The organism is Pseudomonas delhiensis (assembly GCF_900187975.1).
GTDB classification, from domain to species: Bacteria; Pseudomonadota; Gammaproteobacteria; order Pseudomonadales; family Pseudomonadaceae; genus Pseudomonas; species Pseudomonas delhiensis.
Genome location: NZ_FZPC01000023.1, coordinates 61,780 through 73,232, shown reverse-complemented (window position 1 = coordinate 73,232; position 11,453 = coordinate 61,780). Strand labels below are relative to the sequence as shown.

Genomic DNA, 11,453 nt, shown 5'->3' with positions numbered 1-11,453 from the left:
GCATCGCCGCCGGCGACGAATCGGTCAGCGGCCCGTGCCGGCCCCCGCCTCGCCGCTGCAGGCGCCCGGCGCCGGCACCAGGCGCACGTCCACCCGCCGGTTGGCCGAGCGCCCCTGCTCCGAATCATTGCTGGCGATCGGCTGGCTGGCGCCCAACCCCTGCACGACGAAGCACCGTTCGGGAATGTCGCCCATGCGCTGCATCCAGTCGCGCACGGCGGCCGCCCTGGCCTGCGACAGCGCCAGGTTCTGCCGTTCGTTGCCCGAGTTGTCGGAATGCCCGCTCACCACGATCAGCCAGCCGGGCTGTGCCTTGATGTGCATCAGGCCGTCGATCAGGACCTTGGTCGACTCGGGCTTCAGCTCCGCGCTGCCGGGCGCGAAGAGCAGCAGGCTGTCCAGGTAGACGGGGTCGGGGCCCCGGGCCTGCTCGTCCCGGTCCTGCCTGGCCGCGTGCCACACCCAGAAGCTGCCCAGCGAAAGCCCGGCCAGCAGGATGAGCAGCAGCACCAGCCACAGCAGGCGTGGGCCACGGCGGCGCTCCTGCGCCTGGGATGCTGGCGGCGGGTTGTCGAGCTTCAGGACCAGGACGCTGGGCGAAGCCGCCAGCCGCGGCGGCGCTGCAGGCGCACCGGCCGGCAACGCCGCCGGCAGGCTCAAAGGCGCCGCTTCGGCGGGCGCCGCCTCGCGCTCCAGGCGCCTGGCCAGGCTGGCCAGTTGCGCCTGCAGGGCCTCCAGCGACAGCAAGGGCACCTGCGCGTGCCGGCCCAGCAGCTCGCCCAGCCCCGCCAGGCCGCTGCCGATGCGCTCCAGCAGCGGCAGGTCGGAACCCAGCAGTTCCAGGCGCCGCACCAGCGGCTGCAACTGGGCGAACAGCCAGGTCAGTATCTGGATACGGGCCGACAAGGCGGCCGGCCACAGTTGCGGCCAGCTCTGCGACAGCAGCGCGGTCACCAGCGCCAGCCCCTGCTCCATGCCCGGCAAGCCATGGACATGGCTGCGCGCCAGGGCCAGGGCCGCGGCCGATTGCAGGTCGGCGCCGTTTTCCTGGAACAGCTCCAGGCACTGGTACTCGACCCATTGCCAGTTCACGTCCGGGCAGGCCGGGTGGCTCAGCTTGGCCAGTTCCCCGCCCAGGGCGATGTACGGGGCCAGCTTGCTCGGGTCCGCGCCCGGGCGGAGTTGCATTTCAGACAGTACCGACATTGGGCATCCCTTCGGCCTTGGCCATCCAGTCCGTGATCATGGGTACGCGCGCAGTTGCTGCGCCTGCTTCAGGTGCCGTAGCAGCACCTTGCCCTCGGGCGCCAGGGTGGTGCCGAAGGTTGCGTGGGCGCCACTGCGGAGCGTCACCTCCAGCGCGTATTCGAGGTGCCCGGGGCGGGTCTGCGCCAGCAGCTCGACGCGGATGGCGGCCAGGCGCGGCTCGTGGCGCAGCAGCGTTGCGCGCAGGGTCTCGATCAGGCCATGGGCGCTGCCGGGCAGGCCCTGGAGAATCTGGCTCATGTCCGGCAGGCCGTAGTCCGGCAGGTGGCTCAGGCTCCCGGCCCGGCAGTTGAGGATGCGCTGCAGGTTGTCGAGCACCGACAGCACCACCTGGTCCTCCTCGCGCACCCGGTGCAGGTCCAGCTCGCCGGTGAAGTTCTGCAGCAGCAGCTCGTAGAGCGACGGGTTGACCTCGCTCATCGCTACGCGTCCTTTTCCGCCAGGGGCAGCAGGTTCAGCGTGCTGTCCGAAAGCTCGATCAGCCGCGCACGGTCGGGGTCCAGCTCATCGCGGACCAGCACCAGGCGCCAGCGGGCATCGTCGGCGCCGGGGGCGCGGAACAGGCCGACCACCGCGACGAACTTCGCCTCGGCGACCAGGGGCATGCTCAGCTGCGCGCCTTCGCCAGGCTTGACCACCACCTGCCGCTCTTCCAGCAGGTCGTTCGCCAGCACCTCGGCCCCCTCGCCCAGCAACGCCTGGTAGCTGGCCCTGTCGAACGCCTCGCGGCTGCGCAACTGGTACACGCGGACCAGGGTCGACACCGACAGCCCGGACATGTCGCGGGCATCGGTGTTGAGCGCCGCGCGCCCGCTGAAGTCCAGGCGCAGCACCTTGACCTGCTTGTAGAAAATCCCCTGCGCCAGGGAGCTGCCTCCCTCCGCGACGCGCTGGGCCACGCCACAGCCGCCCAGCGCGAGACCCAGCGCCGCCATGGCCAGCAGCGTCCTAAAAACGGTAAGCGACATTCCGTACCTCCCTGGTTTTCGTGTTCTCGGCCAGGCCCTGGTAGCGCCCGAGGTTGACCGTCATGCATGGTTGCCCGGCGTCTTCGGGCCCGGCGTCGAGCCCCAGCACGCCAGTGAGCCCCAGCAGCACCGGGGCGGCGCCCAGCACCGGCCTGGGCAGGCATTTCAGCGGCAGGGTGAGCTGCAGCTTCGCGTTGCAGCGCCAGCCCAGGTACACCCGCAGCAGCACCAGCAGGTCGCTGTGCAGCTGCCCCCCCGGCAACCAGCCCCGCACCTCGGCGGGGTCCTCGGTGGCCAGTTCCAGGCGCACCTGGCTGTTGGCATCGGCGCCCATGGCGCCCAGCGGCGTGCCCTGGGACAGGCTCACGGGCGCCTCCGGCGACAGGCTGGCGGGCCGCGCCAGCGGCACCTTGCGCGGCCAGTGGGGCGTCACCCGCACCCGGGTGTTGGGCGCCAGCAGCTTCACCAGGGCGCCGATGCCCTCGGCGTTGCGGGTGGGCAGGCGCATCACGCTGAGCAGGGCCAGGAAGCGCGAGACCGGCGTGGCGATGTGGTTGGCCGTTCCGGGTATACCCAAGCCGATCAGGCCAAGCAGACACTGCGAGGTCTTGTCCGCGCCGCCAGCCTCGAAGGTGGCCGGGTAGGAGTACTTGCGCCAGATGCGGTAGAACTGGGTGAAGATCCGATGGTTGAAGATGTCGAGGAAGGCTTCCAGCGCCTCGTGCCCCTCGCGGCGCTGGGCGATGTCGTCCAGGTAGGCGGTGGGCAGCGGCGAGTCGACGCCGTACAGGCCGAGCAGCCGCGTGCGCACCGTGGCCGGGCGCTCGGGATGCTCCTCGTCGAACTCGATGGCCTTCAGCTCGCCGGCGGGAAAGCCCATGCCGGGGTCCGGGCGGAAGCGCACGGCATCGTCGCCGGGCCGGCTCGTCGTGCCCAGGGGCGGGTTGCCCGGGGCGGCGGCCTCGACCAGTTGGCAGAAGCGGTACAGGTTCGCCTCGCAAACCCGCCCCTCCAGCGCCTGCAGCAGGCCGCTGGCCTTCAGCCGGGAATACGCTGATTGTGGTTCTCTTTCCATCGCAGGCACTTACCGGTGGGTTGCAGGACCAGCGTGAGCTGGTTGAACAGGTGGATGTCGGCATACAGGGCGAAGAAGCGGTTGAGCATCTCGCCGAACAGGCTGATGTCGCCCTCGCCGCAGAAGCCGTTGGCGTCCAGCGTCACCTCGATGTCCACGCCGCGCAGCAGGAAGCCCTTTTCGAAGCGCTGGATCAGGTGGTGGCGGACCTCGACGATGGCCGCCAGGCGCCGGCGGTTCAGCTCGCTGTGGCTCCAGTCGTAGAGCGCCAGGGTGCCGCGCAGCACCTCGGCGTTGTCCAGCATCGGCAGGAAGTTCGAGCCCAGGTGGCTGAGCACGCGCCAGTGGAAGCGGTCCTGGTTCGGCGGGTAGCACGGCAGGCTCGGCGCGCACAGGTTGCGCACCTTCAGGCCGGCCAGCGGCGCCTTTGCCAGGGTGTCCAGCAGGGTGCTCTGCAGGGCCTTGCGCGGCAGTTGGCCATTGGTCCCGGTGAGGCGCAGGGACAGGCTTTCGCCCTCCTCCAGGCGGTCGACGTCGAAACCCCCGCCGCCGAGGATCAGCCAGGTGTCGTGCATGCCGTTCGCCCCGCGCCTCATGCGGGTGTGGAAATAGCGTTCGGGCGCTTCGTCGCGCAGCATGCCGCCCTTGTGGCGGAAGCTGCTGAAGGGCACGTAGTCGCGCTGCTCCGAGTGCCTGGAGGAAGACACGCTGTCCACCGAGTAGATCTCGGTGTGCCCGTCCTGCAAGCGCATCGGCCGCAGCAGGTAGTCGGTCTGCAGCGGCGACAGCGTCAGGGGGTCGGCCTCCAGCGCGAACAGGTTGATCACCGGCACCGCGTGCAGGCGCACGTGCTCGGCGCCCAGCGCGAACTCGTGGGCCCATTGCTCGCCCAGCACCACGTCCAGCTCGAAGCCCGGCAGGCCGGGGGGAAGCGGCACCTGCTCCAGGCCGCAGAGGCTGACGAACATGAACTTCTCGCGGAAGGTGAAGTACTCCAGCAGCAGCTGGTAGCCGCTGAAGGCGCCCTCCCCCTTGGGCCACAAGCGATCGTCGTCGCCAAAGCCCTTGGGCGCGAAATGGCCGTCCAGCTCCAGCCGGTCGGGCTGGCCCGGCAGCCGCAGGTAAAGCGCCTGGGCCTTCAGCGTCAGGGCATGGTGCAGCGCGCAGGCCAGCGGCGCGTCGGCGTTGAGGTACAGCGGCAGGCGCCCCAGGTCGATCTGCGACCAGTCCGCCAGGGGGCTGCAGGCGAAGCGCAGGTGCAGCACCGAGCGCCCGTCCGGCTCGCTGCCCACCCGCACCGAGTCGATGGCCATCGGGTACAGCGTGGCGTCCGCGGTGGTGCTGTAGCGGCAGCGCGTGCGCCGTGGCCCCACCGGCTGCGACAGCACCTCGGTGCCCTTGGGCAGCGTTTCGCAGCGCTTCATCTCCCGGTAGTCCGGCGTCAGCTCGACCACCGACAGCGACGGGATGGTGCGCAGGTAGTGCGGCCACAACAGGCTCACCAGCCCCTCGGTCAGCTCCGGCAGGTCGTCGTCGAGCTTCTCGCGCAGGCGCCCCATGAGGAATGCGAAGCCCTCGAACAGCCGCTCCACGTAGGGGTCGCGGGCCCCGGCCTTGTCCAGGTTGAGCTGCGCCGCACGGTCCGGGAACGCCTCGGCGAACTCCTTGCCCGCCTCGCGCAGGTAGCGCATTTCGGCATCGAAATAGCGCAGCGTCAGATTGTCCATGCTCACGAAAGAATGTCCTGAAAGTAGTGAGGGGCTCAGCCGCAAAGCACTGCGGCGCGTACCGGGTCGATGGCCACCAGCGCCGCCAGCAGGGCCTCCATGCGGCGGCCCAGCGCGGCCTTGTCGACGTCGTTGCGCTGGAGCTTCTGGCGCAGCAGCTTGAGCAGGCGCGCCTTGACCTCGAAGCCCAGCTCCGGCTCCCAGGCGCCCAGGCCCTGTTGCTGGGCGACGCCGTCGAGCTCGCCCAGCAGATGGATCGCCAGGTCGCTCTTGCCGTACTGCTCCGCCACCCGCGCCATCAACAGCCTCAGCAGCCAGCGCTGGCGGCCGCTGCTCGCATCCGGGCGCGCGGCCAGCCAGGCCAGCGCCGCCTCGACGCCATCGCTGTCGGCCTGGGCCAGCGCCTCGCCCTCCAGGGCCAGGATGTCGTCCGCCACGGCCGGCGCGGCGACGGCCGTGGACGGCCACTGCAGCGGGCGGTTGCCGCTCACGTGCTGGCTGATCCACTCGCGCGTGGTTTCGTCGGCGAACGGCGTGCCGTCGCTCCAGCGCAACTGTTCGAGACCCGGCAGGCGCTCGAGGAACATGCCCAGGTCGCGCTTGACGATGTCCGCCCAGCCCTCGTAGGGCACGCCCAGCCTGGCCAGGCTCTGGCAGAGGAACCACTGCAGGTCCAGCCAGAAGTGGTTGACCCCCTCGGCGTACATGCGCTCGGCCTGGTCCAGCAGTTCGCTCCAGCTCTGCTGCAGGTACAGGCGCTTGAGCTGGGCGCGGTATTCCGTGCGCGGCGGGGCCAGGCGGGTGTTGCCGTTGGCCTCCTGCGGCGGCGACTGGTGCACGGTGTCCCAGCGCAGGCTGGTCAGCAGCCGGTGGGCCGCCAGCCAGCCCTGGGGCTGGTCGCGCAGGTAGCCGGCCAGGGCCTTGCCGGTGTCCAGCAGGTCGCGGCCGGACTTGACGGCCGACATCGGCGGCAGCGCGGCGTGCGGCGTGGGCTCGGCGTGGGCGGCGCTGTTCTGCGGCACCAGCGCGTTCACCCCGCCGGATTGCGTCAGGCGCGCGGCCAGGGCCCCATAGAGCGCGCCCAGGCCCGGCCGCTCGGCTTCCGGCCAGGCGGCGACGCTGCGTTCGAGCCAGGCCAGCGCCGCGACCGTACGCTGCGCCTCGGCCTTGACCACCTCGGGGAACAGCGACAGGCTGTCCAGCACCTTGCCGCTGGCCAGCCACTCCAGGGCCATGCGCCGGCTCTTCGGGCGGCCCGGCAGCACCTGCCCGGCGAAGCGTTCGAGCAGCGCCGCCAGCAGCTCCAGGCCATCGGCCAGGCCCGCCTCGCCGTCGCGCTGGGTCCGCGCCCAGAGGTAATAGGTGGCGATCCGCAGGTCCTTGCAGCGCTGCTTGAGCAGTTGCTCCGCCAGCCGCGCCACCCGTTCCACATCCGCGCCGGAGAGCTTGTCGATCTCCTCGCGCAGGCATTGGAAGTCATCGTCGTAGCCGGGGTCTTCCCCCACCGGCGTCGCCACGTCGATGGGCGCCAGCCAGGGTTCCCAGCGCTGCGCCTGGGCCTTCGCCAGGGCCACGGCGTCCTGGCCTTCCAGGCAGGTCGAAATCAGTCCTTGCAAACTCATCGGCGCGTCCTACATCCCTTCGCGTGTGTTCGAGCCGGCCGCCTCGAACGGCTCGGCCATGGCGTAGGGGTCGGCTCGCCCGCCCCCTACGTCGAAAATGTTCGTCGGCAGCGCGAAGCCGCGCAGTTGCAGCAGCGCCAGCGGCCCGCTGCCCAGCTCGGTGCGCATCTGCCAGGTCAGGGGCAGGCCGTCCGGCGCGGTCAGCACCAGCTCGAAGCGCGTGTCGCTGTCGTCCAGCGCGGTGACCTGGGCCTGTTCGAGCAGGCGGATCAGCCCCCAGATGCCGGCAAAGTCGCCGAACAGCCGCGCCCCGCCCCTGGCGCTGGTCCAGCTCAACGAGGCGCCGGGGTGGTCGGCGCCGCCCGGCCAGATGAACTGCTGCCAGCTCTCCTCCTGGTTGAAGTACTCCAGCGTCACGCCATCGAGGATGAAGGTCGTCTGCACCAGGTTGCGCACCGGCTTGGCCTGCAGCTGGAAGGCCAGCCCCATGCCGCCGTCGGTGTAGAGGATGTCGGCCAGCTCGCCGAGCCGGTTGACCGCCTCGAGGAACTGCGGGTCGAAGTGCAGCCCCTGGCTGCCGGCGCTGTCCGGCACCCAGCGGTTGCCCTCCTTGCGCAGCACGCCGCCCAGCTGCGTGCGGATGAACTGGTCGATCCGCCCGCTATCGGCCCTGATCATCTGCCCCAGCATCGGCAGCGAGGCGTCGCTGCCGGTGGCGGCGAACGGGTAGCGGCCATCGAAGGCACGCCGCCAGTTGGCCACGATCGCCCGCTGCCACTGGCGGTTCAGGCTCTGCGCCGAAGGCTGCAGCACGCCCTCCCAGGCCTGGTTGAGCGGCTGCACGAAGAGGTTCTGGCCGAAGCCGCTCCATTCCGCGCCCAGGCTGGCGGCGATCAGGCTGCCGTAGTCCAGCGTGTCGGTCAGGTCGACGCTCTTGCCCTGGAACACGGTCTGCGCCAGGGCCTGGGTCATCGCCTGCGGGTCGGCGGCATGGGTGACCTGCTGCAGCTTCAGGCGCACGCGGGTGACGCGCGTGAGGAAGGCCTGCAGGCTCAGGCTGCCGTCGCCGCCCGCGACCGCCGACGGGTCCTTGCCCAGCAGGCCGAGCAGCGGGCCGAAGGTGGTATCCAGCGGGCCACGCGGCCCGCCCGGCCGCTGGTCGATCACCGGCTGCCGGTCGCCGTCCAGCAGCTGCTGCGCCGACTTCATCAGCGAGTCGGCCAGCGCCTCGGCCCGGGCTTCGGTCCGGCCCTGGTAGGCCAGGGTGTTCATCAGCGCGATCAGCGGCGACTGGCGCACGTCGCTGAGCAGGGTGAGCTGGTCGATGACGTCGGACAGGCTCTGCGCCTTGCGCCAGCGGATGCTGTTGAGGAAGGCCAGCCAGGCGTCGCCGAACGCCTGGAAGTAGCGCTCGGTCAGGCGGGCCTTGAGCACCTCGGGTTGCAGCTCGGCGTCGAGGCTGCCCTGCTGGTCGCTCAGCACCCAGTCGATCTCCTCGCGGCGGGCCTCGGCGACATCGTCGATGGCCTTGCGCACCTGGCCTTCCCAGGCCTGGCGGGTGAACACGCCCGGCACGCTCTCGGGGGTATCGAACAGCAGCGCCGCATCGGTTTCGCCCACCATCTGCGCCAGGCCCATGGCGGCATAGTCGTTGCCCGCCCGCTCGACCACCTGCTGGTACAGGTTGGCCACGCCGTTGCGCTGGCCCAACCGCCCCAGCAGCACCTGCCGGGCCCGGGCCACCACGGCGGGGCTGGCCTCGATGCGCCACTGCGGATGCGCCGCCAGGTGCTGCGCGTAGAAGGCCCACAGCCTGGGCGACAGGCCCTGCCAAAGGCCCGGCGCCACACCGGGGCGGGCGGTTTCGTTGGCGGCCAGCACCTTGGCCAGGAAGGCCGCCTCGACCTTTTCCGGGCGCGCCATCATCAGGTAGGCCTTGAGCTGGTCATAGGCCCCCTCGGCCCGCCTCACCCGCTCCGGGCTGCCCACGGGCAACGCGGCCAGCTCGGCAAGCTGCCGCTCCAGGCGCAGCGCCGCGCCATCGCGCAGCAGGCGATTGTTGGCCTGGGCATAGCGCGGCCACAGCGCCGCCAGCAACGCATCGTTCTGGCTCAGGCCCAGGCGCTGGTACCAGGGCACGCCATGCTCGCGCCGGTAATCCAGCCGCGACAACTCGCGGGTCAGCGCGTCGAGGGCGACCAGTTGCGCCTCCGCATCACCGGGCTTGCCAAGGGTCGCCAGCGCCGCCTCGACCGTGGCGACCTGGCTGCGGTTGCTGGCGAAGGACAGCAGCAGGGCCAGCAGGCAGAGGCCGGCGAACGCCAGGGCGCAGGCGTATGCGGCGCGGGGCCAGGACCAGCCCAGGCGGCTGCCGCGGGCCTGGCGGTCCTCGCGGATGGCCTCCCAGGCCGGCGATGGCCACCAGCTGTGCCTGGCCGTTGGCTCGATGGGGGGCTTTTGCGGCGCAGCGAACAACAGTCCGCGAAGCGGTACGCCGCGAGCGAAATTCTGCAACAGCGGTACGAGGGCATCACGCCATTGGGCGATACCGTTGTGCTCCAGGTCTCGGGACAGGCGCAGCAGGAAATCGTTGGCGCGCGCCTGGCTCATCTGCCCCAGGCCACGTTCGCGAAGCGGCGTCAGCAACTGGCGCAACGCGCTTTCGATGCGCTGTGCCGTGGGTGCCGGCGGTAACAGACAGCCGGTCGATTGGGCGGCACGCCCCTCCTGCGTCCAGGCGCAGCGGCGAACCTGCCAAAGATACAGCGGTGCCTGCCAGCGCAGTTCGCGCGCCAGGCCCTGGAGGCGACGCACGCCTCCGCCGAACAGCTCCACGTTGCCGGCCTGCTCTTCCGTCATGGCCCAGACGATGCCGTCCAGCGGGCGCCGCCAGGACAACCGGCGAAGGCTGCCCGGCCACTCGCTTTCCCAATCGCCTGTCAGGCTGCCGCCCCACAGCAGCAGCGTGCCCTGGCCTTCCCGCCATTTGGCCTCGGCCAGCCCCGGCGCAACCGCCTCGATCTCGTCCGCCTCGCCGACCACCAGCAGCACGCGGATGCGGCGGCGCCAGAAATGGCCGTATGCGTTGCGGATGTGGTCGCGTACTTCCTCTGGCGGCGACGGGCTCTTCGCCTGGTTGCCAAGCGCCTCCGACACGGCCACTGGTGCCTGTTGCCGCACCTGCTCACGGATACCGAGCTGTATCAATAGCCAGACGCACCCCGAGAGGGCGAACAGGAAACCCCAGGCAATGCCAGCCCGAATGGCGAACGGTTGCAGTGCCTCGCGGCTGACATTGCGCTGTGGGTCGGCGAACCACCAGGCGCCCGCCGCCAGCAGGACCAGCACGGCCAGTACCATGCCAAGCAGCAACAAGCTGCGCCAGACCGCCAGGCGTTTGACTTCAGGCTGACTCATGTTCGGGGCTCACTACACCAAGGACCAACGTATGGGACGGGGAGCTCGCCAACCAGCCGCAGGGCTCTCCCTGCTGCTGGGCCTGGAACGCGGCGAGGGTTTGCACCACCATCGCCTCCAGTTCGCCGAGCCGGCCCCAGTAGGTGTCCTGCAATTGGCCAGCAAGACGCCAGCCCATCTCGGCTAGCTCGGGTACCCCGGCCTGCGAGAACGACACGCACGCCTCGGGCGGCTCCTCCAGACGGCTTTGCCTGCACGCCTGCGCGGCAACCTCACCCAGCGACTCGGCGCCCGCTGCATACCACTGGCCACGGCCCAGGCGCACACCCTGGCCGGGGCTGCCCAGCAGCCAGAGCACCGCCGCCTCGCCCGCCGGCAGGCTCTCGTCCTTCCCGGCGGGCATGCAGCGGCAGCCGGCACAGAGAATGCGCGCCGCCTCCGGCGCCCCCTGCAAGCGCTCGATAATCGCCTCCAGGGTCTTCTGGCCCTGCCAGGCTTCCGGCTGCTCTGGCAGGTGCAGGCCGGGGCACTGCTCGGCCATGTCTTTCACCAGGGCCTGCCAGGCCGGTATCGAGCCCAGCCAGTAGCAAGCCATCGGCGCATCGGCCAGGGTGCCCGGCAGTTGCTCGCGCCACTGCAAGGCCAGCAATCGGGCCAGTTGCATCTCGCGCCCGGCGGTGTCCGTACCGAACACCGAGAGCAGGCGCAAAGCGCTGCCCTCGCCTTCCTTTCGCGGTTCCGGCGGCCGTTGCTGCCGCGCAAGCACCTGCTGCCAATGCGCGGAGGTACTGCCCGCAGGGCCCAGCAGCAGGCAACCCCGCAGCCCCACCTGCTGGCGATGCCGCACCCACCAGGCGCGCTCGACCTGCTCTACCTCCTGGCCGTACAGATAGGCGTTGTGCCGGTTCAGCCGGTAGTACAGGGTGCGCAGCAGCAAGGCTGCCAACCACAGCAACAGCACGACCGCGGCCAGCAGCGCCGTCACGCGCGATTCCAGGAAGGGCTGCGACAACACCCCCGTGGCGCCCAGGAGGGCCAACAGCGTGGTGCCGGCGGCCAGCCAGCGGCCGTAGGCTGGCGGGCGGGCCGCGGGATAGGCGGCGAAGCGCGGTGGCACATTCATAATTCGACCTGGGTATCCGGCAACGAACTGACCAGGGTGCAGCCGCAGGCGCAGCGATGCCCGTCCAGCGCCAATGGCCGGCCGTCGATCTCGCTCAGGCCGCTGCCTTCGGCGATGCGGGTCATGCCGTGTTTGTTGCAGCGCGCCGCATCGCCCATACAAGCCATGGGCAGGCCCTCGCACTCGTAATGCCCTTCCAGTACCACGCCGCCGAAGGGGTGCAGGGTATCGCCCTTGCGTACGATGGGTTTCATG

General features: G+C 70.6%; 9 protein-coding genes. All 9 read right to left on the bottom strand.

Going from position 1 to position 11,453, the window contains the following annotated elements; translation table 11 throughout:
* Positions 1–24: 24 nt before the first annotated feature.
* The 9 genes from CHC02_RS20725 to CHC02_RS20685 are packed head-to-tail and all read right to left on the bottom strand — an operon-like array spanning position 25 to position 11,452.
* Positions 25–1,188 carry an OmpA family protein gene (locus tag CHC02_RS20725; protein WP_244160939.1) on the bottom strand — a complete coding sequence of 388 codons (1,164 nt, stop codon included), beginning with the start codon at positions 1,186–1,188 and terminating at the stop codon, positions 25–27.
* A gap of 54 nt (positions 1,189–1,242) precedes the next feature.
* Positions 1,243–1,686 (bottom strand): type VI secretion system baseplate subunit TssE, encoded by a 444-nt coding sequence (gene tssE, locus CHC02_RS20720; protein WP_089393314.1) that lies wholly within the window; start codon positions 1,684–1,686, stop codon positions 1,243–1,245.
* Between the two features lie 2 nt (positions 1,687–1,688).
* Complete coding sequence (tssJ, locus tag CHC02_RS20715) at positions 1,689–2,234, bottom strand: type VI secretion system lipoprotein TssJ (protein WP_089393313.1); 546 nt, start codon at positions 2,232–2,234, stop codon at positions 1,689–1,691.
* Entirely contained in the window at positions 2,215–3,309 is a 1,095-nt protein-coding gene (tssG, locus tag CHC02_RS20710; RefSeq protein WP_089393312.1) for a type VI secretion system baseplate subunit TssG, read from the bottom strand. Before tssG ends, tssJ begins: the two co-directional genes overlap by 20 nt.
* Entirely contained in the window at positions 3,273–5,042 is a 1,770-nt protein-coding gene (gene tssF, locus CHC02_RS20705) for a type VI secretion system baseplate subunit TssF (protein WP_089393311.1), read from the bottom strand. Before tssF ends, tssG begins: the two co-directional genes overlap by 37 nt.
* Before the next feature lie 29 nt (positions 5,043–5,071).
* On the bottom strand, positions 5,072–6,658 hold the full coding sequence (gene tssA, locus CHC02_RS20700) for a type VI secretion system protein TssA (RefSeq protein ID WP_089393310.1): 1,587 nt from the start codon (positions 6,656–6,658) through the stop codon (positions 5,072–5,074).
* A 9-nt stretch (positions 6,659–6,667) separates the two neighbouring features.
* Positions 6,668–10,075 (bottom strand): ImcF-related family protein, encoded by a 3,408-nt coding sequence (locus CHC02_RS20695; protein ID WP_244160938.1) that lies wholly within the window; start codon positions 10,073–10,075, stop codon positions 6,668–6,670.
* Positions 10,062–11,198, bottom strand: a complete 1,137-nt coding sequence (locus CHC02_RS20690) for a hypothetical protein (RefSeq protein WP_089393309.1) — start codon at positions 11,196–11,198, stop codon at positions 10,062–10,064. Before CHC02_RS20690 ends, CHC02_RS20695 begins: the two co-directional genes overlap by 14 nt.
* The gene (locus CHC02_RS20685) at positions 11,195–11,452 is read right to left on the bottom strand and encodes a PAAR domain-containing protein (RefSeq protein WP_089393308.1); all 258 of its coding nucleotides are present in this window, start codon (positions 11,450–11,452) and stop codon (positions 11,195–11,197) included. The genes CHC02_RS20690 and CHC02_RS20685 overlap by 4 nt, the downstream gene beginning before the upstream one ends.
* Position 11,453: the final 1 nt, after the last annotated feature.

Coding starts and splice junctions, on each gene's coding strand:
- CHC02_RS20725 (WP_244160939.1), bottom strand. CDS start 1,188: ATGCAACTCCGCCCGGGCGCGGACCCGAGCAAGCTGGCCCCGTACATC.
- tssE (WP_089393314.1), bottom strand. CDS start 1,686: ATGAGCGAGGTCAACCCGTCGCTCTACGAGCTGCTGCTGCAGAACTTC.
- tssJ (WP_089393313.1), bottom strand. CDS start 2,234: ATGTCGCTTACCGTTTTTAGGACGCTGCTGGCCATGGCGGCGCTGGGT.
- tssG (WP_089393312.1), bottom strand. CDS start 3,309: ATGGAAAGAGAACCACAATCAGCGTATTCCCGGCTGAAGGCCAGCGGC.
- tssA (WP_089393310.1), bottom strand. CDS start 6,658: ATGAGTTTGCAAGGACTGATTTCGACCTGCCTGGAAGGCCAGGACGCC.
- CHC02_RS20695 (WP_244160938.1), bottom strand. CDS start 10,075: ATGAGTCAGCCTGAAGTCAAACGCCTGGCGGTCTGGCGCAGCTTGTTG.
- CHC02_RS20690 (WP_089393309.1), bottom strand. CDS start 11,198: ATGAATGTGCCACCGCGCTTCGCCGCCTATCCCGCGGCCCGCCCGCCA.
- CHC02_RS20685 (WP_089393308.1), bottom strand. CDS start 11,452: ATGAAACCCATCGTACGCAAGGGCGATACCCTGCACCCCTTCGGCGGC.